The following is a 25,043-nucleotide window of genomic DNA, read 5'->3' as shown; positions in this document are numbered from 1 at the left end:
GTTCCTCGCCGCGTCAGGGACGATAGGCCGTGTGATGGAGCGTGTACTCGCCGACCTGGCGCTCGCCCTCCGGTTTCACGGCCATCAGTCGGACGAACATGACGCAGGTCGGCAGGGACCGGATCACGTCGCCGGGCGAGGCCCACACGACCTCGCGACCCGCGATCACGGGCAACGCCGGCACCCTCTGGAGCATCGTGCCGTCCGCCCCGACGTGGATCAGATCGACGCGGTCGACGTCGGAGAAGTCGGCCGCGAGCTCCAGCACGACCAGGTCGTCGTCGGCCCCGGCGGTGCAGTGGATGTGGCCGCCGTCCGCGGCCCGGTAACGTCGGATCACGCGGCCGTCGCGCTCCAGCCGGTCGAGGAGCGAAGGGGCCAGCCCCCCGCGCAGCCGGCCTTCCCGCCCGAGCCGCCCCACCGCCTCGCCGATCGCCGCGACGGCCTCGAGAGCCGAGGAACACTGCGCGCAGCCGAGCAGGTGCTCCTCGAGATCCGCGGGGTCGGCGGGCGGCCGATCGTCGACCCAGTAATCGACGAGGGCCGCGAAGGGAATCGGCCGCGGGCAGCGGTCCGGTCTCACGAGGGCACCTCGTCGCTCGCGCCTTCCATGCACCCACGCAGATGTTCGAGCGCGCGGTGGCGCAGGACGCGCACGTTTCCCGGCGAGAGGGTCAGCTCCTGCGCGATCTGCGCGGCGTCGCGCTCCGCGTAGAAGGTCATCGTCACCACCGCCCGGGCGCGCGCGCTCAGCCGGTCGAGACAGCCCGCCAGGCGATCGAGATCGAGGGGCTCCCGCGGGGCCTGCGTCACGCCGAGGCCGGGGAGGAAGAGCTCGCCGAGCTCCCGGCGCCGCCGCTCCCCGCGCAGAAGGTCGATCACCATCGCCCGGCTCGTTCCGAGGACGAACGAGACGATCCGCTCGGGATCACGGATCTTCCCCGCGCGCAGCCGCTCGAGGGTCGTCAGCAGGACTTCCTGGGCGAGGTCGTCGGCCCGCGCGGCGTCGCGCAGGTGCTTGAGGCCGTAGAGCCGGACCCGGGGGGCGAGCGCCCGGACGAGGCGGGCCTCCTCGTCGGCGGCGCCGCCGGGTGGAGCGGCGGCGATGGCCCGCGCGAGGCCGGCCAGAACGTCGCTCGCCGGCTCCGGAGGGCCCGCTTTCGCACTGCCGGTCATGACGGCGGAAGGTAACACGTTCGGTTCCTCGCACCGGACGTGTAACGACCCCGCCCGTCGTTACACCTCCCCCGCGGGAGGACACACGCGCATGGACGCACGAATCGCCGAAATCGCCCCCGACGTGCACCGGATCTCGGTCTACGTCCCCGAATTCGACCTCGAGTTCAACCACTTCCTGGTCCGCGACGAAGAACCGCTGCTCTACCACACGGGGATGCGGCGCATGTTCCCGGCGCTGAAGGAGGCGGTGTCCAGGCTGATCGACCCCGCCACGCTGCGCTGGATCGGCTACAGCCACTTCGAGGTCGACGAAAGCGGGGCCCTGAACGAGTGGCTGCAGGTCGCCCCGCGGGCGCAGGCCGTCTCGGGGCAGATCGGCGCGATGGTCAATCTCTCGGACTACGCCGACCGTCCCGCCCGCGGTCTCGAGAAGGGGGAGGTGCTCGAGACCGGCAAGTACCGGTTCCGCTACCACCCGACGCCCCATCTGCCGCACGGCTGGGACGCCGGGGTGCTGATCGAGCAGGCGCAGGGGACGATGTTCGTCTCCGATCTGTTCCACCACAACGGCCGACGCGAGCCGTTGACCTCCGAGGACGTGGTGGAACGTTCGCGCGATGCGGCGCTGGCCATGCAGGCCGGCCCGCTGATGGACTACGTGCCGTACACGCCGAATACCGAGCGACTGCTGCACGAGCTGGCGGCCTTCGAGCCGCGCACGCTCGCGATCATGCACGGCTCGTCGTTCTCCGGGGACGGCGCGGGGGCGTTGCGCCGCATGGCGCGGGTGTACGCCGACATCTTCGGCGCCGCGGAACTTCCGCGCTGAAGGCCCGCGGGCGCGCCGCCGGTCCTACCGCTCACTCAGGTAATAAAGCACCGGCACCGCCACCCGCGAGATCACCGTCGAGGCCACTTCGCCGGCCATCAGCGAGATGGCCAGGCCCTGGAAGATCGGATCGAAGAGAATCACCGACGCGCCGACGACGACCGCGGCCGCCGTCAGCAGCATCGGGCGGAAGCGCACGGCGCCCGCGTCCACCACGGCTTGCTCGAGCGGCATCCCCTGCGCCCGCCGCAGCTGGATGAAGTCCACCAGGAGGATCGAGTTCCGCACGACGATCCCCGCCCCCGCGATGAAGCCGATCATCGAGGTCGCGGTGAAGAACGCCCCCATCGCCCAGTGGGCCGGCAGGATCCCGATCAGCGTCAGCGGGATCGGCAGCATGATCGAAAGCGGCGTCCGGAACGAGCGGAACCAGCCCACCACGAGCACGTAGATCAGCACCAGCACCGCCGCGAACGCGATCCCCAGGTCTCGGAACACTTCGTAGGTGATGTGCCACTCGCCGTCCCACTTCATCGCCACCTTGCGCGCATCGGGCGGCGGGGTCGCGGAGAACTGCTCGACGCCGTAACCCTCCGCCAGCCGGAGCGCGTCGATCTTCTTCCCCAGCGCCTGGATCGCGTACACCGGACTTTCGTCCTCGCCCGCGACGTTGCCGATCACGTACACCACCTGCCGCAGGTTCTTGCGGTGGATGGTCGTGTCGATCGTGGTCTCCTTCACTTGCACGAGCTCGCCGAGGGGCACCATCCCGCCGTTCGACGATTGCAGGAAGAGCCCGCGCAACGCGGCGGCGCTCGATCGGCTCGGGCGTGCCAGCCGCACCTGGATGGGGACGTCCTCGCGGTAACCAGGCTCGTGCATCAGGCCGACCTCGGCTCCTCCCAGCGCGATGGCCAGCGACTCCGACACCTCCGCCGCGGCGATCCCGCGCAGCGCCGCCTCGTCCTGCTCGACGGCGAAATCGAGCTTCTTCTGCGGGTCGGACACGAACCAATCCACGTCCACCACGCCCGGCGTCTGCTCGAACAGCGTGCGGATCTGCCTTGCGACCTCGATCTGCCGGCCGTATTCCGGCCCGTAGACCTCCGCGACCAGGGTGGAAAGCACCGGGGGCCCGGGCGGCACCTCCGAGACCTTCACCCGCGAGCCCCAACGCCGGCCGATCTGCTGGATCGGTCCGCGCATCTCCTTGGCGATGTCGTGGCTCTGCCGGCTGCGCTCGGCGGCGTCGCGGAGGTTCACCTGGATGTCCGCCTGGTTGGGCCCCCGCCGCAGGAAGTAGTGCCGAATCAGGCCGTTGAAGTTGTACGGCCCCGACGTGCCCGCGTAGATCTGGTAATCGGTCACCTCGGGGTGCCGCCCGAGGTAGCCGCCGATCTCCTGCGCCGCCGCGAGCGTGCGTTCCAGCGGAGTGCCCTCCGGCATGTCGATCACCACCTGGAACTCGCTCTTGTTGTCGAACGGCAGCATCTTCACGCGCACGGCTTTGAGCGATACCAGCAAGGCCGCGAGCAGGAACAGGCCCGCGACGGCGCCCAGAAAGCCCCACCGCCAGCGCGCGCTGCGGATGAGCAGGGACATCATCCGGCGGTAGAGACGGGTCGTCCAGCCTTCGGCCTCGCCTTCGGCGTGCGCTGCGGCGCCGTTCGATTCAGGGAGCCGCATCGCCGCCCACGGCGACACGACGAACGCGATGATCAACGAGAACAGCATCGCGGCCGACGCACCTACCGGGATCGGCCGCATGTACGGTCCCGTCAGCCCGCTCACGAACGCCATCGGCAGGATCGCGGCGATCACCGCGAAGGTCGCGAGGATCGTGGGGTTGCCGACCTCGGCCACCGCCTCCACCGCGACGTCCATCCGCGCCCGCCCCAGGTTCTCCGGCAGCCGGAAATGGCGGACGATGTTCTCGACGACGACGATGGCGTCGTCCACCAGGATCCCGATGGAGAAGATCAACGCGAACAGCGTGACCCGGTTCAGCGTGTAGCCGGCGAGATAGAAGATCGCCAGGGTCAGCGACAGCGTCACGGGAACCGCCAGCAACACCACGCCCGACTCCCGCCAGCCCAGCGCCAGCGCCACCAGCAGCGTCACGCCCAAGGTCGCGATGAGGAGGTGCTTGAGCAGCTCGTCCGACTTGTGCTGCGCGGTTTCGCCGTAATCGCGCGTGACGTCGATCTGCACGTCGTGGGGCAGGATGTGCCCGCGCATCGATTCGACCTGCTCGAGCACGCGGCGCACGACGACCGTGGCGTTCGTCCCCTTGCGCTTGGCCACCGTCATCGTGACCGCCGGCGCATCCACCACGCCCGGGCCTTCCGCCGCGCCGCCGGTGCCGTAGAAGACGTAACTCGACGGCTCCTCCGGCCCGTCGCTCACCTCCGCGACGTCGCCGAGGTACACCGGCCGCCCGTCGGCGACCGCCACCACCAGCCGTCGCGCGTCCTCGACGCCGCCGATGAAGCGACCCGCCTCGACGCGGATCTCCTGATTCCCCTGCGCGAACGACCCCACCGCGCGGCGCTGGTTCGACACCTGAAAGGCGCGGACGATCGCCGACGGGCCGATGCGGAAGGCCGCGAGCCGCTGCGGATCGAGCGTCACCCGCAGCTGCCGCCGCTGCCCGCCGAGAAGCGTCGTCTCGGAGACGTCGTCCACCCGGGTGACCGCCTGCTGCAGCTCCGCCGCGATGCGCCGCAGCGCGAAACCGTCGTAACCCTTCCCCCGGAGCGTGAGCGCCAGCACGGGCACGTCGTCGATCGAGCGCACCTTGATCAGCGGCTGCGAGACGCCGGGCGCGATCCGGTCGAAGTTCGAGTACATCTTGTTGTAGGTGCGGACGATCGCGTCTTCTTCCTTGATTCCCACGTAGAAACGCACGATGACGAGCGTTCCTCCCGGCTGGCTCATCGAGTAGACGTACTCCACGCCCGGGATCTCGCGCAGGAGCTTCTCCACCGGGATCGTGGCGCGTTGCTCGACCTCCGTCGCCGACGCCCCGGGCATGCTCACGAACACGTCGAGCATGGGCACGACGATCTGGGGCTCTTCCTCGCGCGGGGTCCGTACGACGCTGAGAACCCCCAGCAGCAGGGACGCGAGGACGATCAGGGGCGTCAGGGGCGACCGGATGGACGCCCGCGCCACGGTGCCGGCCAGTCCGAGCCTCATGGCCGATCCTCCGCACGCGCCAGCGCCGTGTCGATTCTCGTCCCGCCCAGATCGCGTCCCGCCGGTTCGACCACGTACCGCTCGCCTTCGCCGAACCCGGAGAGCACTTCGAACCCTTCGCCGATCGCGTCGCCGAGCGTGACCAAGCGCCAATGCGCCAGCTGCTCCGAGTCCACCACGTAGACGCCGCGCAGCTGCCCGCGCTCGACCACGCTCTCGCGCGGCACCGCCAGCACGTGCCGCTCGCCGCGCCGGAGCCAAGCCCGTCCGAACAACCCCGAGCGCAGCGCCGGATGCCGCGGCAGATCGATCCTGGCGCGCACGGTCTGCGTGCCCGGGTCCGCACCCGCCTCGACCTCGACGATCGTTCCGTCCAGCTCCACGGCGGGCTGCGTGTCGATCCGCACCCTCGCCCTCGCGCCGGGCTCCGCCGAACGGGCGTCGCTCGCGTCCACCGTGACCTCGATCCGGTAGCGCGAGGTGTCCTCCACCACGAACAGCGGCATGCCCGGGGTCACCATCGTTCCCGGCTCGACGTATCGCCGCACCACCACGCCGTCGAACGGCGCGGTGACGCGCGCGTAGCTCGCCACCGTCTCCGCGGCGCGGGCTTCCGACTCCACGCGCGCGTAGGTCGCCTCCGCCTGCCGCCGGCGCGCCTGCGCCGCCGCGAGTTGGGCCTGCGCCGAGCGGTGGCGCGCTTCGGCCTCGTCGAACTCCTGCGGGCTCACCGAGTCCCGGTCCCGCAGGAAGAGGAAGCGCGCGTGCGTCTTCTCCATCAGCTCCGCCTGCGCTCGCGCGGCGGCCACCCCGCGCGTGGCCTCCTCGCGCCCCGCCTCCGTCTCGCGAAGCGCGGCGAGCGCGGCGCTCCGTCCGGCCTCGAGCTCGCGTTCGTCGAGCCGCGCGAGCAGCTGGCCGCGCCGGACGGGAGCACCTTCCCGCGCCCGGACCTCGATCGCCGTTCCCGTCGTGCGGGCCGAGAGCGTCGCGGTCGCGACGGAGCGCACCACCCCCGGAGCCTGGCGCTCGTCGGGCAGCGTCGCGAGCCGTGCCGTCTCGACGCTCATTCCCGACACGGCCCGCGCCGCGGCCTCGCGGGGCTCGGGGGTGCTCCCGCACGCCGTCAGCGTCAGCGCCGCGGCGAGCGCAAAGGTCGCCGCGAGCGGTCGAATCCCCGTTCCGAACGTGCTTCTCATGGGCGTGCTCCTCCGCGAATCAACTCCGAAGCGTGGGTCAGTCGGCCGGCGGCGCGTTCCAGCTGCGCCCGCGCCACCTGCGCGTCGTGCAACGCGCTCAGGTAGGTGGTTTGCGCCTCGAGCCGCGCCGCCTGCGCGCGCAGCAGCTCGGTGATCGTGGTCAGCGAGGTCTCGTAGCGGTTCTGCACGATGCGCAGGCTCTCGCGCGCCTGCTCGACCGCGTCGCGCGCGGCCTCGGCGCGATGGCGTGCCGCGATCGTCTCGAGGTAGGCCTGGCGCGTCTCCAGCCGCACGCTCGACCGGAGCGACTCCAGCCGGTCGGACGCCTGTCGCTCCCGGGCCCGCGTTTCGGCCGCGTGGTGCCGGTTCGCACCGCCCGCGAACAGGTTCAGGTTCAGCCGCGCGCCCGCGGTCCAGTGGGTTCCGGAAGGGCCGCCGGGACCTTCCGCGTCCCGCTCGATGTCGGCGAAGACGTCGACCGTGGGCCCGAACTCCGCGCGGGAGCGCCTGCGGCCCGCCTCCGCGGCGCGTCGATGCCTCTCCGCCGCGAGAAGGGCCGGGCGCTCCTCCAGCGCCGTGCGCTCCCAATCGTCGACGCTCAGCGGCGAGCCCGCCGGTTCGGCCAGCGCGCCGGTCGGCTCGCGCAGCGCGTCGGTCCCGAGTCCCATCTCGTGGCCCAGCGCCAGCCGCGCGAGGTCCAGGGCGTTCTGCGCGCGGATGACGCGCTCGCGCATCTGCGCCCGCTGCACCTGCGCGCTCAGGAGATCGGACGGGACGACCTCCCCGGCCTCGACCATCGTCCGGATGCGTCGCTCGTTCGCCTCCGCGCTGCGCAGCGTCTCGGTCGCCGCCGCCAGGTGCTCGCGCGAGACGACGACGGCGTAGTACGTCCGCACCACCCGCAGGATCAGGTCCTGCCGCTCCTGCTCGGTCTCGAGCCGCGCGGCGGACAGCAGGGCCTCCGCTCCGCTCACGCGCAACGCCGTGCGCCGCGAGTCGAACAGCAGCATCCGCCCCTCGAGCCGGGTCTGGAGGTTGTCGATCGGCGCGGGCGCGTTCAGCCCCGGCAACGCGAAGTGCGCCGCCGTGAAGCGCTGCTGCAGAAGGAGGGAGCTGAAGGCGTACACCGGGTTGTTCCCGCGCGTGAACCCTTGCGAGAGATCCAACCGCGGGTACCGGGCCGCCTTCGCCTGGTCCAGCCGCGAGCGCGCCGCCTCGGCTTCTTCCGCGCTCGCGCGCAGCGCGGGGTTGTGGTCGAGCGCCACCCGGACCGCCTCGTCGAGGCTCAGGGGCTGCTGGGCCCGCGCCGTGCCCGCGAGCACGAGCGCGCCGACGGCCAGGGCGGAGAGCGTCCCGGAAGGTCCCTTCCTCGTCGATCTCGTGGTGGCTTCGCTCATCTTCCTCTCCCTTCGCGCCGGGTCCACGCAGGGTCACGACGCGTGCCAGCGGGCACGTCCCGGGCAAGACCTTGGGAACACGGGACTTCGTGACGAGTGGCGAGGTGGGATCCGGCGACGGGAACCCGTCGGCGACGAGATCTCGACGCGGATTCGACGAGATTTCGTCGCTGGAACGGGCGTTCTGGTAGGATCCGACGAATGCGGCGGCTCGACGAGGAAAGCACGCTGCGCGCCGTCGTCGAGGGGACCGCGTCCGAGACCGGGACCGCGTTCTTCCGGGCGCTGTCCCAGAATCTGGCCCGGGCGCTCGACACGCACGGCGCGTGGGTGACGGCGTACGACGAGGACACCGAGCGCCTCCGAGCGCTCGCGTTCTGGTTCGGCGGAACGTGGATCGAGGACTTCCAGTACGCCATCGCGGGGACGCCGTGCGAAACGGCGATCAAGGAAACCCGTCTCGTCCACATCCCGGACCGGATCCTCGGCCTCTATCCCAATGCGGAGCCCATACGGGGAGCGGGGGTCGTCAGCTACCTGGGCGCGCCGCTGCTTTCCACCGAGCGCAAGGTGCTCGGACACGTCGCGGTGGTGGACGTGCGACCGATGCCCGCCGAGAAGGGGCTCGTGCCGCTCTTCGAGATCTTCGCCAATCGCGCGCTCGCGGAGATGCGTCGGCTGCGTCTCGAGAACGACCTCAGGGACCGGCAGGAGAAGCTGAGCCGGCTCATCGACAGCGCGATGGACGCCATCGTCGAGCTCGACGGCGACATGCGCATCACGCTGGTCAACGCGGCGACCGAGAGGACGTTCCGGGAGCCGGCCGAGCGCCTGCGCGGACACGGGGTGGAGCGGCTGCTCGGGGGCGCGGCGACCCGGAAGCTCGAGACGCTCGCGCAGGAGCTGGCGCGCCGCCAGGGGGGCGAGCGCCATCTGTGGATTCCGGACGGACTCACCGCCGAGCCTTTGGGAAGGAACCCGTTCCCCGCGGAGGCGACGCTCTCCCGCTTCGAGATGGGGGGCAAGCCGTTCTACACGCTCATCCTGCGCAACATCGACGATCGCGTCGAGGCGGAGCGGACGATTCGATCCCTCGCCGCCGAGGCGGAGTACCTGCGGCAGGAGATCGAGGCCGACCACGGCTTCGACGAGATCATCGGCACGAGCCCGGCCCTGCGCGCCGCGCTCAAGGGGGTCGCGCAGGTGGGGCCCACGGACGCGACGGTCCTGATCCTCGGCGAGACCGGGACCGGCAAGGAGCTCTTCGCGCGGGCGATCCACAAGCGCAGCGCCCGCGCGGCGAAGCCGCTCATCAAGGTCAATTGCGCGGCGATCCCCGCGACGCTCATGGAGAGCGAGTTCTTCGGACACGAGAGGGGAGCGTTCACCGGGGCGACGCAGCGGCGCGACGGGCGATTCGCGCTCGCCGACGGGGGGACGATCTTCCTCGACGAGATCGGCGAACTGCCGCTCGAGCTTCAGGGGAAGCTCCTGCGCGTGCTCCAGGAGGGGGAGTTCGAGCCGGTCGGAGCCTCGCGCGTACGCAAGGTCGACGTCCGCGTGGTGGCAGCCACGAACCGCGACCTGGAGCGCGACGTGCGCGACGGCACGTTCCGCGAGGACCTGTTCTACAGGCTGAACGTGTTTCCGCTGCGACTGCCGTCGCTGCGCGAGCGCGGCGACGACGTGCTCGTGCTCGCCGAGACGATGGCGCGGAAACTGGCGCGCGATCTGGGAAAGCGGGTCGCGCCCCTGTCCCAGGCGGATGCGAGCGCGCTCAAGTCGTATGCCTGGCCCGGGAACGTGCGCGAGCTGCGCAACGTGATCGAGCGTGCGCTCATCACCTCCCCGGACGGGGGGCTGCGACTCCAGGAGACGCTTCCCGGCGCGGCCGAGCCGGCCGCCGGCGCCCGGCGCGACGTGCCGGCGGTTCCGGAGGAGATCCTCACCGAGACGCAGATGCGCCGGGTCGAGCGCGACAACATGATCGCCGCGCTCCACCGCGCCGGCTGGCGCATCGGCGGCGCAAACGGGGCGGCGGAGCTACTCGCCGTCAGCCCTTCGACGTTCAAGTCGCGGATGAAGGCGCTCGCCATCGTTCGTCCCGGCAAAGGCTGACCGCCCGGGAGGGGGACGCGGATCAGGCGCTCTCCCGCGCCCTTCTCGCCGCGGCGACGTCGAGGCGCACCGCGCGCGCACCGGGGACGTGCTGATCTGGGCGGATCTGCTGGCCCTCGCCGCCCTGACGGGCATCGGGCGGGTGCGAGGGCGGCGGCGCTAGGTCGTCACGACCGGTCGACGACTCGCGGGCCGGTAGTCGCGCCTGCCGCACAGGCCGCCGCCCGCAACGCGCACGGACGAGAGCGCTTCCTCCGCGAGGCGGAACAACTCGACCGGGTCCACGCCGAAGTGCGGCTCCTCGATCGTCACCGTGCCGACGCTGACCCGGATCGGCAGGGGTGCCTCTTCGACGGTCGTCTCGCCGTGGAGCGCCACGAACAGCCGATCGACCGCGGGGCCCGGATCGAGACACTCCGCGAGCAGGACCGCGAACTCGTCGCCACCGACCCGGCCGACGAAGTCGGTACCGCGAGTCGAGGCCTGGATCGACCGTCCCACCGCGCGCAGCACCCGGTCCCCGATCAGCCGCCCGCCTTCGGCGTTGATCTTCCGGAAGCCGTCGATGTCGATCAGGAGGAGGGCCATCGGCTTCTGCAGGCGCGCGTCGCGCTGGATCGCCTCGTCCAGGCGGGTCAGGAACGTGCGCCGGTTGAGAACGCCCGTCGTCTCGTCATGGCTCGCCGTCTCGCGCAGCTTCGCTTCCAGCATGGCCATTCGGGCCTCGGCGGACGATGTGGCCGATTGAAGGTGCAGGGCACGGCCCTCCGTCGCGGCCAGCTGGCGGGCGCGACGCCGAGCGCCGGACAGGAACGTCGTCGTCGCGATCGTGGTGCCCGCGAGCGCCAGGAACGTCCACGCGCCCGGCGCGAAACCGGCCGCGAGCAGGGCGGGCACCACGCCGACCAGCGCCCCGACCGGCACGGGAAGCAGCGACGACCTCGCTTCGTTCATGGCGGGACGGAATCTGGATCCGAGGGCCGCCTTCGTCAAACCGGGGGTTGCGGGGTGGTTCGGGTGTCGCACCGCCGGCGTGCGGGTGGGTTTTTTTACCCGTGCGCCCATATTTCAGCAGCGGAATCCGGAGGGACGTAACGAAAGTGCCGACGACGGAACGGAGGATCGGCCGCTACGTACTCCACGACCCCGTCGGGCGGGGAGCGATGGGCATCGTCTACCGCGCGGAAGACCCCCTCATCCAGCGGACCGTCGCGGTCAAAGTCCTCCATGCGACCCGGGCGATGACCCCGCAGCAGGTCGCGGTCGCCCGCGAGCGATTCCGACGTGAGGCCGAGAGCGCGGGCAGCATCGATCATCCGAACATCATCCGGATCTTCGACGTCGGGGAGGACTACGACACCGGCGAGATGTACATCGTCATGGAGTACGTCTCCGGCCCGAGTCTCGAGAGCCTGCTGGGCGGCGACGGTCTCGAGGTCGAGCGAGCGGTCGAGATCATCGGTCAGATCGCCTCGGGTCTGGATGCCGCGCACGCCCAGGGCCTCATTCACCGGGACGTCAAGCCCTCGAACGTCCTTCTGACCGACAAAGGCACCGTCAAGCTCGTCGACTTCGGCATCACGCACGTCGCCACCTCGACGCTGACCCAGGACATGAGAGACGTCGGCACGCCCGCCTACATGTCGCCCGAGCAGGTGAACGGCAGGACTCTCGATGCGAGAGCCGACGTGTTCTCCCTGGGCGTGCTGAGTTACGAGATTCTCGCGGGCAGGAAGCCGTTCGAAGGGACGGATGCGGTGACGCTGGCGCACGCCATCGCCTATGCGCAGCCCCTGCCGATCAGCAAGGTCAACCCGAGGTTGCCCCAGGCGCTCGACGCCGTGGCGGAACGGGCACTGGCCAAGGAGCCCGCCGACCGTTTCGCGAGTGGAAGGGAATTCCACGAGGCGTTGGCGGCATGTCTCACGGGCGCAGGCCGTGCCCGCTCCCCCGCGCGGGTCCGCGCCTGGAGCGGACGGCAACTCGCTCCCTGGGGAGTCCTCGGCGCGACCGCGCTCGTCGCCCTGGCCTTCCTGAACGATTCGAACGGAGAACGGGGCGCGCCGGTCGTCGAGGGGCCGTCGTCCCGTCCGGCGGTTCCGCTCGCGACCCCCGTTCCGGCACCCGTTCCGAACCCCGTTCCGGTCGTCCCCTCGACCCGGCCGTCCGTCCCCAAGGCGAAGGTCACGATCAGCCTCGTCCACCGCGTGCGCCGGGGCCGGCTCGTCGTCTCCCTGGACGGTGCGCCGATCCTCGACGAGGAATTCTCGAAATCGAGAGTCACCATCCTGCAGACGACGACGTGGGATCCCCTGGAGGCCCCGGCCGGCCAGCACACGCTCCGGGCGAGGGTGATCGGAGAGGACGGCCGGATCTACCGTTCGGACCCCTGGACCGTCAGGCTCCCTCGCGCCGAGGGGATCGAGTTCCGCATCCGATTCAAGGGCGACGCGCTGACGTTCGAGGAAGGCTCGGAGTAGCCGCCGCATCGGCGCGGTGGCGTCGTGGAGGCCGAAAGGGGGCCCTTCGTTGAACCGCGGGCCACAGTTCGCCAACTCCTGCAAACGCCGCGCGGTGCGTTATCGGCCCGGGCACGCGGAGCAGGCGTACGTCGAGTTCGGTCTCGCGGACGGTTCTCGCTGGCGCCTGAGCCTGCTCGAGCTCAGCAACGGCGGCATCTGCTTCGGTCTCGAGAACGAGGAACCGTCCGTCACGGTCGGAATGACCATCGACGGCGCGAGGCTTCAGGTCGGTGACGCGTGCGTCACGGGAAGTCTCCGGGTGGCTCACGTCACGAGCGAATTCGCCGCGGGGACGGTCTGCGGAGCGGAGTTCACCCCCGCGTCCGGCTCGGACCATCGGGCGCTCGCCCTGTTGCTGAGTCACCTGGAGGCCCGCGGGGACCGGCCCGGTTGAGCCGTGGCGCCTTCTGCCACCACATTGGCGCGTTCTGCTAATGCCGGGCTCCCTCCCGAGGTCCACAATCCCTGCGACTTCAAGGAGGACCGCGATGAGCACGACCGCGCCGAAATCGTACGAAACCGGAGCGTATGCCGCCGCCGACGCACGCTCTCCGCTGGCCCGGGTGACGATCCCGCGCCGCGAGCCGGGGCCCAGGGACGTTCGGATCGAGATCCTCTACTGCGGGGTCTGCCACTCCGACCTGCACCAGGTCCGCAACGAGTGGGAAGGGCACATGCCGACCACCTACCCCTGCGTGCCGGGGCACGAGATCGTCGGCCGGGTCACGAAGGCGGGGAGCGCCGTCGGCCGATTCAAGGAAGGGGATCTCGCGGCGGTCGGCTGCCTCGTCGATTCCTGCCGCACCTGCCCCTCGTGCCGCGACGGATTGGAGCAGTTCTGCCAGGGTCCGGCGACCTTCACGTACAACGCCCCCGACGTGGTTCTGGGGGGGACGACCTACGGCGGTTACTCCAACAGCGTCGTCGTGGACGAGGACTTCGTCCTGCGGGTGTCGGACCGCACGAACCTGGCCGGGGTCGCGCCGCTCCTTTGCGCGGGCATCACGACGTATTCGCCCCTGCGGCACTGGAACGTCCGCGAGGGACAGAAGGTCGGGATCGTCGGCCTGGGCGGGCTGGGACACATGGCGGTGAAGTTCGCGAACGCCTTCGGCGCGCGGGTCGTGGTCTTCACGACGTCGCCCGGGAAGACGCAGGACGCGATCCGGCTGGGCGCGCACGAGGTCGTGGTGTCCAGGGACGCCGAGGCGATGGCGAAACACGCGGGGACGTTCGACTTCATCCTGGGGACCGTGTCGGCGCCCTATGAAGTGAATCCGTACCTCGGCCTCCTCAAGCGCGACGCGACGATGACTCTCGTGGGTGCGCCCGAGACGCCGCTTCCGGTCGGGGCGATCGACCTCATCTTCGGGCGCAAGCGCCTCGCGGGCTCGCTCATCGGCGGCATCCGGGAGACCCAGGAGATGTTGGACTTCTGCGCGGAGCGCGGGATCACCTCCGACGTCGAGGTCATCCCCATCCAGAAGATCAACGAGGCCTACGAGAGGATGCTGAAGGGGGACGTGAAGTACCGCTTCGTCATCGACATGGCGACCCTCCGGTAGGCGCGCCGTGATCCGGCGGTTCCGCGTCTCCGGCAATCTCGCGCGCAAGCTCGAGGAGATCGGGGTGGCCCCCGCGGAGCTGGCGCGCCGCGCCGGACTTCCGCCGCAGACCCTCCGCCAGGAGAAGGCGCTGGTGAGCACGGAGGAGTTCTTCGCGCTCTACCGGGGGATCGCGGAGTCCAGCCGCGATCCGGCGATCGGGCTCCGGCTCGGGACCGAGGATCGTGTCGAGCGGTACGACCCGATCGCCCTCGCCGCCGTGTCGGCGCGCTCGTTCCGGGACGCGCTGGAGCGCCTGGCGCGTTACAAGCAGCTGACCTGCCCGGAGGCGATCGACGCGGTCACGCGGGGAGAAGAGTGCCGTGTGCGGTTCCGGTTCCTGCTCGCCGAGGAGTCGGAGCCGCCGATCCTGGTGGACGTCTGCTTCGCGTGGGTCGTGGGGATCGCCCGGCGGGGAACCGGCGGGCTCGTCCGCCCGAAGCGGATCGAGCTGCAGGGGGCCGTCCGAAACCGCCGGATGTACGAGCAGCATTTCGGCTGCCCGGTGGAGTTCGGGGCCCGCCGGAACGCGATCGTGTTCGCCAAGGCGGACCTCGACCGGCCCTTTCTCACCCACAACGCGGACCTGTTCGCGTCGATCGCGCCCCAGCTCGAGCGGGAGCTGTCGCAAGACCTCGCCGGGGAGGCGATCGGCGACCAGGTCAAGGGAGTCCTGAAACGACTGCTCGCCGGGAAGCGGCCGGGGATCGGCGACGTCGCGCGGGAACTGCGCCTGAGCGCCCGGACGCTGCAGCGCAGGCTGGGCGAGGAGAACAAGACGTTCCAGCAGCTGGTCCGGGAGTCGCGCCGCGAGCTGGCCCGCCACTATCTCTCGCAGTCGAAGCTGGAGCTGAACGAAACCGCCTATCTGCTCGGTTACGAGGACGCCCATTCGTTCTTCCGGGCGTTCCAGCATTGGGAAGGCAGCTCGCCGGGCGCCTGGCGTGCAAGGCATGCCCGCCCGGCGCGCTCACGGGGCGCGACCCCGTAAGGAGAAACCGTGAGGACGCGTCAACTCGGCCGGAGCGACCTCGAGGTCTCGGCCGTCGGTCTCGGCTGCATGGGGATGAGCTTCGGCTACGGGCCCGCCGCGAACCGGAAGGAGATGATCGCGCTGCTCCGTGCGGCGGTGGAACGCGGCGTCACGTTCTTCGACACCGCGGAGGTCTACGGGCCGTTCACGAACGAGGAGCTCGTCGGCGAGGCGCTCGCTCCGTTCCGAGGCCGGGTCGTCATCGCGACGAAGTTCGGGTTCAAGCTCGACCCGAACGGCGGGCCGCAGTGGTCGGGCCTCGACAGCCGGCCGGCGCACATCAAGGAGGTCGCCGAGGCCTCGCTCCGGCGCCTGAAGGTCGAGGCCCTCGACCTCTTCTACCAGCACCGCGTCGATCCGGAGATCCCGATCGAGAACGTGGCGGGGGCGGTCAAGGACCTGATCCGGGAGGGAAAGGTGCGGCACTTCGGCCTCTCGGAGGCGGGGCCGGCGACGATCCGCCGCGCCCACGCCGTCCAGCCGGTCACGGCGCTGCAGAGCGAGTACTCGCTGTGGACGCGAGGCCCGGAAGCCGAAGTGTTGCCCACCCTCGAGGAGCTCGGCATCGGCTTCGTTCCCTACAGCCCGCTCGGGCGGGGCTTCCTCACGGGGAAGATCGACGAGAAGACGACGTTCGACGGATCCGATTTCCGGAACAACCTCCCTCGCTTCACGCCGGAGGCGCGAAAGGCCAACCAGGCCCTCGTCGACCTCCTCGCCCGGATCGCGTCGCGCAGCGGGGCGACGCCCGCGCAGGTGGCGCTCGCGTGGCTGCTCGCGCAGAAGCCGTGGATCGTGCCGATCCCGGGCACGCGGAAGCTGGATCGCCTCGAGGAGAATCTCGGAGCCGCCGCGATGGAGCTGGGAGCGGAGGATCTGCGGGAGCTGGAGCGGGCCGCGTCGCGGCTCACGGTGCAGGGCGCGCGGTACCCGGAGAGCCTGGAGCGGATGACCGGCCGCTGAGCGACCGCTCCGCGTTAGACTCCGCCGTCGTGCCGCTCGCACCCGGACTCCCGCTCCTCCAGTTCCGCCTCGTCGAGCCGATCGGCGAGGGAGGGATGGGTGAGGTGTGGCGGGCGACGGACACCACGCTCGACCGCGAGGTCGCGATCAAGGTGCTGCCGCCCGCCTTCGAGCGGGACCCGGACCGCGTCGCGCGGTTCGAGCGCGAGGCCAAGGTCCTGGCCTCGCTCAACCACCCGAACATCGCGGCGATCTACGGCTTCCACGACGTGGACGGCGTCCGCTTCCTGGCGATGGAGATGGTCGAGGGGGAGGACCTCGCGGCGATCCTGAAACGGGGGCCGCTCCCCGCGCGCGAGGCGCTCGACGCGGCGCGGCAGATCGCCGCCGCCCTCGAAGCGGCGCACGACCGCGGCGTCGTGCATCGCGACCTCAAGCCCGCCAACGTCAAGCGCACCCCCGAGGGCCAGATCAAGGTCCTCGACTTCGGCCTGGCCAAGGCGCTCGAGAGCTCCGGGCCGGTCTCCGGGCAGACGGCGACCGTCACGTCGGCGGGAAGCGAAGCGGGGATGATCCTCGGCACCGCGTCGTACATGAGCCCCGAGCAGGCGCGAGGCCAGGCCGTCGACCGCCGCACCGACCTCTGGGCCTTCGGCTGCGTCCTGTTCGAGATGCTCTCGGGCCGGAAGGCCTTCGACGGCCCGACCGTCACCGACGTCCTCGCGGCGATCGTGACCGGCGAGCCCGACTGGGAGAAACTCCCCGCGTCGTGTCCGGTCCCCGTGCGCAGGCTCCTGCGCCGCTGCCTCGAGAAGGACGCGCGCCGGCGGCTGCGCGACGCGGGGGACGCGAGCCTGCTGCTCGACGACAATCCGGAGGACGCCCGCACCGGCCCGGTGCGGCCCGTCCCCTCCGGGCGTCGCTCGCGCCTGCCGCTCCTCGCGGCGATCGCCGTCGTCGCGATCGCGCTCGCCGCGGTCGGCGGGTTCCTCGCCGCGCGACGGGGCGCGGCCCCCGCGACCGAGGCGGAGCTGACCTTCCAGCGCGTCACCTTCGCACGCGGGATGATGCGTTCCGCGCGGTTCACCTCCGACGGCCGGACGATCGTCTACGGCGCCGCGTGGGGAGGCCCGCCGGTCGCGCTCTACCTCGCGCGGACCGACTCCCCGGAGTCGACCCCCATCGCGGTCGCTCCCGCCGAGCTCCTCTCGGTCTCGAAGTCGGGGGAGCTCGCGATCGCGCTCGGCCTCGCCTACAGCGGGTGGATGGGGGAGGGGACGCTCGCCCGAACGGCGCTCCTCGGCGGGACGCCGCGCGAGCTCGTCGAGCGCGTGCGCGCGGCGGACTGGTCTCCGGACGGCTCGGAGCTCGCGATCGTGCGGCGCGTCGAAGGGCTGGAGCAGCTGGAGTACCCGGTCGGCAACGTGCTGTACAAGACCGCCGGGTACATCGCGGACATCCGCATCTCCCCCGACGGAGCGCGGGTCGCGTTCACGGACCATCCCGTCTGGGCCGACGACCGCGGGGACCTCGCCGTCGTGGACCGCGCCGGGAAGAAGACGACGCTGGCTTCCGACTTCGCCTCGATCCGTGGGGTGGCGTGGACTCCCGCCGGTCGGGAGGTCTGGTACACCGGCGTTCCCGGGGACGAGGGGCTGGTGTTGGGCGCCTGCACCCTCGACGGCGGGAAACGCGTCGTATGGACGAGCCTGACGCCGATCGAGCTCTTCGACATCGCCGCCGACGGACGCGTCCTGATCGGAAGCCACCGGAACGAGCGCGGCGTGGACGCGCTGCTGTCCGGATGGAGCCAGCCTCGGGCGCTGATCGTCCCCGCCGAGGCCTCGTTGTCCCGCTCCATCTCCGACGACGGTCGCGTCGCCGCGGTCGCGAGCCACGCGACCAAGGAATACGAAGGGTTCGCCGTTCGCGCCGATCGCGCGGGGGCGCTCCGGCTCAGCACGGGGGACGTGCTTCAGCTCTCCCCGGACGGAACGGAGGCCCTCGTGTCCTCGGCCGACGCGCGGGTGTTGTCGGTCTCTCCGGTGGGCATGGGAGCGACGCGCGCGATCCCGAATCCCGAGGGGCTGCGCTACGAGGGGCTCCCGGCCTGGCTTCGCGACGGACGGCGGATCGTGACCGTCGCGCGCCGCGGCGACGAGCCGACCCGCGCCTTCGTGATCGACGTGACCACCGGCGCCTCGCACCCGTTCGGACGTCCCGGGATCCAGTCGGAGTACTTCGGCTGTCCGCCGGTGTCGCCGGACGGCCGGCTCGTCGTGCTGCAGGACGCCGGCGGAACACCGATGCGCTGGCCCGTCGACGGCGGCGAGCCGATCGCGATCCCCGGCTGGCGCGCGGGGGACCAGCCCCTCGCCTTCACCGAAGACGGAACGGGGCTGTTCGTGAGCGCGCCCGGCATTCCGATCGAGATCGAAAAGCTCGATCTCGCGACCGGGCGCCGGGTCCCCTGGACCACCATCGCCCCAAACGACGCCGCGGGGGTTCGCATCGTCGCCCCGACGATCACGCCGAACGGGAAGTACTGGGCGCTCTCCACCTCCAAGCTGCTGACCGATCTGTACGTCGTCGGCGGGTTGCGCTGAGGGGGAGTCGGGCGCGCTCCTGAGCCTCGATCGAGTGTACTTGCCCGCCAATGCGCCGGAGCGCACCGGCTTGAGCAGTGTTCGTTGACACTCCTCGAGCCCCAGCGAATATTCCATGGCATGACCCCCCCGTTCCTGGCGGCCGTCGGGTGCTTCGCCCTGTCTTTCGGCGCATCGGCGGCGGAAATCACCGTCGAGGACCGTGTCGCCGCGCAGCGGGCCATCGAGCAGGTCTACTGGAGCCGGCGGATCTGGCCGGCCGAGAACCCCCTACCCAAGCCGCCGCTTGCCGCGGTCCTCTCCGATGCCGCGATACGGGCGCGCGTGGAGGACTACCTTCGAAAGTCGTCCGCCCTTGCGACGCGCTGGCAGCGGCCGATCACGGGCGAGCAGCTCCAGGCGGAGATGGATCGGATGGCGAGGGACTCGCGCGCGCCGGAGACGCTGCGGGCTCTGTTCGAAGCGTTGGGCAACGACCCGGCCCGCATCGCGGAAACACTCGCGCGGCCGACGCTGGTGGATCGATTGTTCCGGGAGTGGAGCGCAGGCGACGCGATCGGTCGTTCACCCGACGCCTCGTTCGAACTCGAAGTCCCCTCGTTCGCGTACACCCTCCCCGCGCTCGCCAGCGGCGCCTGCGAGCCCGACACGTGGATCGGCACCGGCGGCAACGTCCCGACGGGACGGATCTCGCATGTGGCGGTGTGGACCGGCTCGGAACTGATCGTCTGGGGAGGCTCCACCGGGACCTCCCACGTGCAGGCCGGTGGCCGCTACAACCCGTCGACCGACACGTGGGTTCCGACGCCGATCGGGGTCCTCACCCCTCAGGGGCGGGAGGACGCGACGGCCGTGTGGACGGGGACGGAGATGATCGTCTGGGGTGGGTACGGCAGAAACTCGCCCTACTACCTCAATACCGGCGGTCGCTACAACCCGACGACCGAGACCTGGACCCCGACGGCGATGGGGGCCGGCCTTCCTGCGGGCCGGAGCCGTCACAGCGCCGTCTGGACCGGCTCCGAGATGATCGTTTGGGGCGGGGAGATCGGTGCCACGTCGTACGCGAACAGCGGCGGTCGCTACGACCCCTCGACCAACACGTGGGCCGCGACGTCGACGGTGGGAGCACCGATCCAACGCACCCTCCATACGGCGGTGTGGACCGGCTCCGAGATGATCGTCTGGGGCGGCAGGAGCACGGCGAGCGTTTACGAGCGATCGGGCGGCCGCTACGACCCGACGACCGACACGTGGATCGCGACCTCCTCGGCCGCGGGAGCACCCGCCGCTCGAGCGTTCCACACCGCCGTCTGGACGGGTTCCCGGATGATCGTGTGGGGGGGATTCAACGGGCCCAACCTGAACAGCGGAGCGCGCTACGATCCGGCCTCCGATACCTGGACCGCAACGTCGACGGGAGCGAATCTCCCGTCCGCCCGCTATGCCCACGTCGCGGCGTGGACCGGCTCGGAGATGCTCGTCTGGGGCGGAGAGGTCGCGAGCAACACCGCGACCAACTCCGGGGGGGGCTACGACCCCGTCCTCGACGCCTGGACGCCGACTTCGACGGGGCAGGGAACGCCCACCGCGCGTCGCTCCCACACCGCCGTCTGGACAGGTCGGGAGCTGATCGTCTGGGGCGGCAGCGGGCACACGAATACGGGCGGCCGCTACGCTCCCTCCACGGACTCGTGGATCCCGACGTCGACCGCCGCTTCGGTGCCTCAGGAGCGTTACGGGCAGTCGGCCGTCTGGACCGGCTCCGAGATGATCGTCTGGGGAGGGCAGGGGAGTTCCGTCCTGGGCAACGGCGGTCGCTTCGACCCTGCCACCGCCAACTGGGTGCCCACGTCCTCGGGGGCGAACGCGCCGAGCTTACGCACCGATCACGCGGCCGTGTGGAGCGGAACCGAGATGATCGTGTGGGGCGGGTACGCCGATTGGCCGGTCGCGGAGGTGCTTGCCACGGGTGCCCGCTACGACCCGATGACCGACGCCTGGCGCCCCGTGCCGATCGACGCCGCACCGACGGCGCGTCGCGCGCACTCCGCCGTGTGGACAGGCTCCGAAATGGTCGTCTGGGGCGGGCGGGACTCGGCCTACGTCCCGTCGAACTCCGGCGCCCGGTACAACCCGTCGACCGACGCATGGATTCCGACGTCCACGGCGGCGGGCGTGCCGGCGCCCCGCCACGCCCATTCCGCGGTATGGACGGGCTCGGAGATGATCGTCTGGGGCGGCGAGGACGCCGACTTCGGTCACTACCTCGACTCCGGCGGACGTTACGACCCGGCCGGCGATTCGTGGACGCCGACGGCGACGGGCGCCAACGTCCCCGTGGCGCGTCGATATCACACGGCGGTCTGGACCGGTTCCGAGATGATCGTCTGGGGCGGAAGGGGAACCCCGTACCCCAACGTCGAACTGGGGGACGGCGGCTGCTACTCCCCCGACGCGGACACGTGGACACCGGTTTCGAGCGGCGCCAACGCCCCTTCGGCGCGCCACGACCACACCGCGATCTGGACGGGCTCGGAGATGATCGTCTGGGGAGGGAGCCTCGACGGCGCTCCGTATTACTCCAACGGCGGCGGTCGCTACGACCCCGCGACCGACGCGTGGGCGCCGATCTCGACGGCGGCCAACATTCCGCCCGGGCGTTCCGAGCACACGGTGGTGTGGACCGGCTCGACGATGATCGTCTGGGGAGGCACCGCCGGCGGGGCCCATCCGCTGAACAGCGGTGGCGAGTACTGCGCGTGTCCCGACGGACGGCTCCTCTACCGCGACGCCGACGGGGACGGGTTCGGGGATTCCGGCGACAGCCTTCCGAGTTGTGACGGCTCGATTCGGCCGGGGTACGTCTCCGCCCCGGCCGACTGCGACGACGGCGACGCGAGCGTCCATCCCGGCGCGAACGAGGTCTGCAACGGTCGCGACGACAACTGCGGCGGCGGCGTCGACGAAACGGCCGCGGGGGTGGACGTGGACGCCGACCTCGTCGCCGGTGCCTGCGACAACTGCCCCTACGATGCCAACGCGCCCCAATCCGACGGCGACGGCGACGACGAGGGGGATGCCTGCGACCTCGACGACGGCGTCATCTGGGAGTGGCGGGAGGCGAAGGACCTCGTCCAATGGCAGGCGGAACAGGGCGCGACGTCCTGGAATCTCTACCTCGGAGACCTGGGCGTGTTGAAAGCGACCGGCGTCTACACGCAGGAGCCCGGATCGAATGCGCTCGCGGACCGTCGCTGCGGCCTCACCTCGACGTCCGAAACCGAGGCGAGCGAGCCGACGCCCGGCGAGGTCGCGTTTTCGCTCGTGACCGGCGTCGCGAGCGGCGGCGAAGGGTCGCTGGGGTCGGGAACGCTCGGTCCCCGCCCCAACGACCATCCGTGCCCGTGACTCGATCCCTTCCGGGAACGGTCTAGCGCGTCCCGCGCACCGCCGGCTGTCGGCCCGTCGCCGCCCGTCCCGTCCTTTCGGGACGGCGCGTCGTCGGTCCCTCTGCACGCGCCCCGGACGGCGCCGCGCAGGACAGCTGCGGGCTATTGTCGTGGGGGACGTACAGGTTCCCCATGATCGTCGGCGTCGAGACGTTCCCGCAGGCGTCGGCGGACGCGATGTCGAGGGCGTACCGACGCCCCTCCGGATCGCTTCCCGCCCGCTCCGCGCGGGCGCAGACGTCGTCGTCCCCGGCGCCGACGACGCAGTCGTTGCGCGTGTGACCGTCGCCGTTCGGCCCGCCGCCGCCCGGGGCGTCGTCGGGCTGGTCGGAGGTGCACGCGTCGAACGACCACGTCGGGGACGGCGTGCAGTTGTCGGTGATCGTCGGCGCGAACGCGGACTGCTCGAAGCAGACGTATTTGTGATTCGGGGGCCACAGGCAGTACAGGTCCGCATCGCCGGGCGCGACCTGCGGCGGGATGAGGTCGACGACGGTGGTGAAGGCGTCGGTGCCCTGGTCGCCGGTGGCGACGAGGTTTCCCGAGCAGTCGTGCGCCTGCGCGTAGACCACGACCTGGGCCGGACAACTCGTGAGCCCCGAGACGCGCACGCGTCCGGTGATCTCCGCGTCGCGCGGTCCGAGGAACGCCGGCGGGTCGAGCTCGACCGGACCGAGGGTCAGGTTGTCCGTCGGGTTGGCGGCGCCGACGAGCGGCTCGAGGGTGTCCGCCGAAAGGCAGCAGTTGTCGTGGATCGCGATCTTGAACTCGACGGCGGCCTCGCACGAGCCGTCGACCTCGACGGGCTGCACCGCGTTCGTGATCGACGCGGCGATCGTCTGCGGGTCGCTCGCGACGCCGAGCTCGTACGGCTCGTCCCCGCTCTTGGTCGTGTCGAGGTTCGTCACCATGACGTAGTAGGCGCCGGGATCGAGGGTGGGGCAGACGGCTTCCTCGGTTCCCGCGCGCCGCGTACCCTGCCCGGTCTCGTTGAGCACGCGCAGGTCCTCGGTGAGGAGGTAGACGTCGAGGTTTCTCGCCCCGTCCTGCCAGCCCAGCTCGACCCGGAGCTCGTCGGCGGAAGCCACGTCGATGCGATAGACGTCCTCGACCCCGTCGCCGCGGACCGCGAGGTCGCCGACGTGGGCCGTCTCGAGCGTCGCGGAGACGGTCGCCGGGTAGGTGAGGGCGTCGTGGCCCGCGAGCGTGTCGTTCGGCTCGGACTCGGCGACGGCGCCCGGCCCGACCGGCGCGTTCGGCGGAAGCGGTGCCGGGGCGGTGGTGACGGTGAACTCGAGCCCCGACGTCAGGCCCACGTCGAGCTGTCGCCGCGGGGTCGGGTCGGGCCCGGCCGCGAACACCACGTTCGTGAAGTAGGAGGGGAGGCTGTAGTTGTCGCCGTCCCAGAACTCCGCGAGCGTCAGCGAGCCGTGGTGGAGGTGCGGACCGGTCGAGTTCCCTGAGTTCCCCACGTTGCCCACGACGTCCCCCTGCGAGACGGGGTCGCCGCACTCCAGGTGGTTGTTCGTGCCCGGGATCGTGTGCGCGTAGTGCGAGATCTCGCCGTTGGCGTATTCGATGAAGACCGAGTTCCCCGTCGTGGGGATCTCCGCCGGGTCGTCGCAGTCCGGCGTGTTGCCGCAGGCACGCACGTCGCAGCCGTTGACCCCCGGGAGCTTGTCCGGCGGGTTCGGGTTCTCGGGGTAGTCGTGGAGGATGGCGACGATCGTTCCGTCGGCCATCGCGAGGATCGGCTCGTCGTAGACGAAGGCGTTCGCGTTGTCGACGCAGTCGCCGTTCTCCGCGCACGCGTCGCCGTCGCGGGCGCCGCCCGAGCAGGTGCCGCCGGCGCAGGAGGTGGCCACGCCGGAGTCCCCCCCGACGCGTACGCCGATGTCGTACGCGTGGCGCTGGTTGTTCACGCCTCGGTGGTGGGTGGGCGGCTCGTGCCCCACGCTGACGCGGATCACGCCTCCCACCTCGTCGGGGTTCCCCAGGGGGTAGACGTACGTCTGGCCCGGCGGAACGCGGTACTCCTCGAGGGCCTGTCGCACGATCAGCGGGTCGCACCCCGACATCGTGTCGAACTCGGCGAAGCAGATGCGGATCTCCGCTTCGGCCGGCACGAGATTGTGCGCGACGATCTCCTTGGGGTTTCGCAGGAGGTAGCTGGCGTGATCGGGGACGTACCCCGCGGCGGGGCGCGTGTTGCAGGCGTCGTCGCCGGTCGATCCGCACGCGGCGGCGTCGTCGCCGCCGGGATTCGCGCACGCGATCGTGTTGTCGCCGTTGCAGATGCCGACGTCGTCGAGACCGGTGGCCTCGTCGAACTCGGCGGCGTTGAACGCCTGCACGCCGAGGGAGTTGCCGTCGGCGTCGAAGTATTCGGTCTCGCCGCCCGTGAAGGTGAGCGGCCCCGACGCGCAGTCGGCGTCGGAGGCGCAGGAGGCACCGTCGTCGGCGCCGCCGCGGCAGGTTCCCGGGTTCCCCGCGCAGCGGCCGCGACGGAAGAGGAACTGGAAGGCGGCGGCGTTGGCCTGGGGGTAGTGCTCGATGAGCGCCCGCTCCTCGGGGCCGTGGCCGACCACGTCGAGGTCCGATGCCGCGGGCTCGGTGATCACCGAGGCGTGCGCGCCCACGGGCTCCGCGCGCCGGTCGGACGGCGCGAGCACCGGGCCGGCCCCCGAAACTTCCGGGTCCGCGGCGGGCAGCAGTTTCGGCGGGTGCGTCGAGCGCGCGCACGCGCAGGTGAGCAACAACACGACGGCGACCAAGGGCCTCACGGGGTACCTCCTCCCGGACGGTTTGCGGGGAGCTGGACCAACGTTAAGGACCGCGTCCCGCCGGAGTCAACCGCATGAGGGCGTTCTCGTCGTCCGCCCCGATGTCCGAACTGCAACGGGAGGGGAAGGCCGCCGAGGATGCGGGCTCAGCTTGAAGGAATTC

At 71.1% G+C, this 25,043-nt stretch carries 16 protein-coding genes; 9 read left to right on the top strand and 7 right to left on the bottom strand.

Annotated elements, in window-relative coordinates; translation table 11 throughout:
* Nucleotides 1–13: 13 nt before the first annotated feature.
* A complete protein-coding gene (locus tag VF139_11410; protein ID HEX6852001.1) occupies nt 14–583 on the bottom strand; it encodes a hypothetical protein in 570 nt (189 codons plus the stop codon).
* A complete protein-coding gene (locus tag VF139_11405; GenBank protein HEX6852000.1) occupies nt 580–1,176 on the bottom strand; it encodes a sigma-70 family RNA polymerase sigma factor in 597 nt (198 codons plus the stop codon). Before VF139_11405 ends, VF139_11410 begins: the two co-directional genes overlap by 4 nt.
* Nucleotides 1,177–1,267: 91 nt before the next feature.
* Between VF139_11405 and VF139_11400 the strand changes: the two genes are divergently transcribed.
* On the top strand, nt 1,268–2,008 hold the full coding sequence (locus VF139_11400; GenBank protein ID HEX6851999.1) for a hypothetical protein: 741 nt from the start codon (nt 1,268–1,270) through the stop codon (nt 2,006–2,008).
* 24 nt (nt 2,009–2,032) lie between these two features.
* Here VF139_11400 and VF139_11395 read toward each other — a convergent pair whose 3' ends face one another.
* Genes VF139_11395 through VF139_11385 form a run of 3 tightly spaced genes read right to left on the bottom strand, consistent with a single transcriptional unit; the run spans nt 2,033 to nt 7,799 of the window.
* Nucleotides 2,033–5,206 (bottom strand): efflux RND transporter permease subunit, encoded by a 3,174-nt coding sequence (locus tag VF139_11395; protein ID HEX6851998.1) that lies wholly within the window; start codon nt 5,204–5,206, stop codon nt 2,033–2,035.
* The gene (locus VF139_11390) at nt 5,203–6,402 is read right to left on the bottom strand and encodes an efflux RND transporter periplasmic adaptor subunit (GenBank protein ID HEX6851997.1); all 1,200 of its coding nucleotides are present in this window, start codon (nt 6,400–6,402) and stop codon (nt 5,203–5,205) included. The genes VF139_11395 and VF139_11390 overlap by 4 nt, the downstream gene beginning before the upstream one ends.
* Entirely contained in the window at nt 6,399–7,799 is a 1,401-nt protein-coding gene (locus VF139_11385) for a TolC family protein (GenBank protein HEX6851996.1), read from the bottom strand. Before VF139_11385 ends, VF139_11390 begins: the two co-directional genes overlap by 4 nt.
* 201 nt (nt 7,800–8,000) lie before the next feature.
* Here VF139_11385 and VF139_11380 point away from each other — a divergent pair, with 201 nt between their 5' ends.
* Nucleotides 8,001–9,917, top strand: coding sequence for a sigma 54-interacting transcriptional regulator (locus tag VF139_11380; protein ID HEX6851995.1), 1,917 nt, complete (start codon nt 8,001–8,003; stop codon nt 9,915–9,917).
* Between the two features lie 159 nt (nt 9,918–10,076).
* Here the strand turns inward: VF139_11380 and VF139_11375 are convergent, their stop codons facing one another.
* Nucleotides 10,077–10,871, bottom strand: coding sequence for a GGDEF domain-containing protein (locus VF139_11375; protein HEX6851994.1), 795 nt, complete (start codon nt 10,869–10,871; stop codon nt 10,077–10,079).
* A gap of 146 nt (nt 10,872–11,017) precedes the next feature.
* Between VF139_11375 and VF139_11370 the strand changes: the two genes are divergently transcribed.
* From VF139_11370 to VF139_11340, 7 genes are all read left to right on the top strand, one after another.
* Nucleotides 11,018–12,397 (top strand): serine/threonine-protein kinase, encoded by a 1,380-nt coding sequence (locus VF139_11370; GenBank protein ID HEX6851993.1) that lies wholly within the window; start codon nt 11,018–11,020, stop codon nt 12,395–12,397.
* 49 nt (nt 12,398–12,446) lie between these two features.
* Entirely contained in the window at nt 12,447–12,833 is a 387-nt protein-coding gene (locus VF139_11365; GenBank protein HEX6851992.1) for a hypothetical protein, read from the top strand.
* A 94-nt stretch (nt 12,834–12,927) separates the two neighbouring features.
* A complete protein-coding gene (locus tag VF139_11360; GenBank protein ID HEX6851991.1) occupies nt 12,928–14,004 on the top strand; it encodes an NAD(P)-dependent alcohol dehydrogenase in 1,077 nt (358 codons plus the stop codon).
* A 7-nt stretch (nt 14,005–14,011) separates the two neighbouring features.
* Complete coding sequence (locus tag VF139_11355) at nt 14,012–15,034, top strand: AraC family transcriptional regulator (protein HEX6851990.1); 1,023 nt, start codon at nt 14,012–14,014, stop codon at nt 15,032–15,034.
* A 9-nt stretch (nt 15,035–15,043) separates the two neighbouring features.
* Nucleotides 15,044–16,039 carry an aldo/keto reductase gene (locus VF139_11350; GenBank protein ID HEX6851989.1) on the top strand — a complete coding sequence of 332 codons (996 nt, stop codon included), beginning with the start codon at nt 15,044–15,046 and terminating at the stop codon, nt 16,037–16,039.
* A gap of 29 nt (nt 16,040–16,068) precedes the next feature.
* Nucleotides 16,069–18,645 carry a protein kinase gene (locus VF139_11345; GenBank protein HEX6851988.1) on the top strand — a complete coding sequence of 859 codons (2,577 nt, stop codon included), beginning with the start codon at nt 16,069–16,071 and terminating at the stop codon, nt 18,643–18,645.
* A gap of 120 nt (nt 18,646–18,765) precedes the next feature.
* Nucleotides 18,766–22,056: a MopE-related protein gene (locus tag VF139_11340; protein ID HEX6851987.1), complete on the top strand. Its 3,291-nt coding sequence runs from the start codon at nt 18,766–18,768 to the stop codon at nt 22,054–22,056.
* Nucleotides 22,057–22,078: 22 nt separating this feature from the next.
* Here VF139_11340 and VF139_11335 read toward each other — a convergent pair whose 3' ends face one another.
* On the bottom strand, nt 22,079–24,880 hold the full coding sequence (locus tag VF139_11335; protein HEX6851986.1) for a M23 family metallopeptidase: 2,802 nt from the start codon (nt 24,878–24,880) through the stop codon (nt 22,079–22,081).
* Nucleotides 24,881–25,043 lie beyond the last annotated feature (163 nt).

The organism is Candidatus Polarisedimenticolaceae bacterium (assembly GCA_036376135.1).
Classification (GTDB): Bacteria; Acidobacteriota; Polarisedimenticolia; order Polarisedimenticolales; family DASRJG01; genus DASVAW01.
This window is presented reverse-complemented; position numbering and strand designations above follow the sequence as displayed.